Below are 1,318 nucleotides of genomic sequence, written 5' to 3'. Positions count from 1 at the left end.
TGCGACGCGGAGGGCCTGATGCCCCGTTTCTTCATCGACACCTTCGACAGCATTGTCGTCATAGATGACGTCGGCTACGAGTTGCCGGACGAGGCCGCTGTGCGGGAGGTTGTCCGCAAGACTTTGGCCGACATGCTCGGGTCCGAGCATAAGGCACGGCCGGCTGCTCAGTACCGGGCCGAGGTTCGCGACGAAGCTGGCATGAGCATACTGACCGCCTCTGTGCTCATCGTCATCGATAAGACGCCGGAGCGGAAGGCGGCCGAAGCTGCCGCGTAGCTCAGACATTCGGCCAGGCGCGACTGAACCGCGCTTGCCCCCGGTCGATTGTAGCAAGGGAATGGGCGCCATCATCGTCATCGCCAGCTCTGCCGGCGGCCTCAAACCGCTCAAGCGGATTGTCGAGGCTTTGCCGTCAAATCTCCGCGCCTCCGTGTTCGTCGTGCAGCACATCGGGGCGAACCCAAGCGTCCTTCCCGAAATCCTTAGTCAGCGCGGCAGTCTTCCAGCCACCTTCGGGCGGCACGGGGAGGTCATCGCGCGCGGCCACATCTACGTCGCGCCACCCAACCACCACATGCGTTTGGGCTTCGGTGCAATCCTTCTCGATCAGGGGAGCAAGGTGCACTTCACCCGCCCAGCGGCCGATCCGTTGTTCGTTTCAGCCGCCGAGGCTTACGGCAAGCGCGTCGTTGGGATCGTGCTCAGCGGAGGCAATAGCGACGGGGCTGAGGGCATGCGTGCGATCACGGCACGCGGTGGCCTCGGCCTCGTGCAGGATCTGGCCGAGGCCGAATGCCCCGAGATGCCCCAGGCCGCGCTGAGACTGGATCACCCGGAGGCAACCCTCACCGCCGATCGACTGGTCGAGCGGGTCGTTGCACACTGTGCTTGCAACGATTGAGGGTCCCGTGCAGCTTGCCGCCCCCGGTACGGCTGCTTCTGATCGTGAGCGAGCGCGATGGCAGTGTCTGCTTCTGCCAACTCCCACCCGAAAGCGGACCGGCAGAAAGCCACCCTCAGTGGACCTCGGGATCACGCGCGCTCCAGAAGGTCGAGGATCAGCGTGCCGGCCGCCGCGATGACGTTGCCGCGCCCGCGCCACGGCAGGATCTGGGCCATCTCCTGCGGCTCGGCCGGCGGGAGCGTCACGGCAACTTCCCCCATCTCGGTCTCAGGTTGGTCGGCCTCGCGGTCGGCGTCGTCCCCGCGCAACCATGTCATCTGCGAGCCGGTCGCGTTCGCGGGCGCGGCCAGGAACGGCTCATCGTCGGCGCCGTCCTCAAGGTCCGCGTCGCCGTCCATGCGGTCCAGCACG

At 66.3% G+C, this 1,318-nt stretch carries 3 protein-coding genes; 2 read left to right on the top strand and 1 reads right to left on the bottom strand.

From position 1 onward, the window contains the following. Together MKK75_RS01405 and MKK75_RS01400 are read left to right on the top strand one after the other, a co-directional pair. Nucleotides 1-279, top strand: a 279-nt coding sequence (locus MKK75_RS01405; protein ID WP_244040851.1) for a DUF6894 family protein, incomplete at its 5' end; no start/stop codon positions are given. Between the two features lie 61 nt (nt 280-340). Beyond that, nucleotides 341-904: a chemotaxis protein CheB gene (locus tag MKK75_RS01400; RefSeq protein ID WP_244040850.1), complete on the top strand. Its 564-nt coding sequence runs from the start codon at nt 341-343 to the stop codon at nt 902-904. Between the two features lie 131 nt (nt 905-1,035). Here the strand turns inward: MKK75_RS01400 and MKK75_RS01395 are convergent. Beyond that, the coding region (locus MKK75_RS01395; protein ID WP_244040849.1) for a hypothetical protein at nt 1,036-1,318 on the bottom strand (283 nt) is incomplete at its 5' end.

It is taken from the genome of Methylobacterium sp. J-030, assembly GCF_022829545.1.
Classification (GTDB): Bacteria; Pseudomonadota; Alphaproteobacteria; order Rhizobiales; family Beijerinckiaceae; genus Methylobacterium.
The sequence above is the reverse complement of the archived record's forward strand: the minus strand, read 5'-3'. Positions and strand labels throughout refer to the sequence as shown.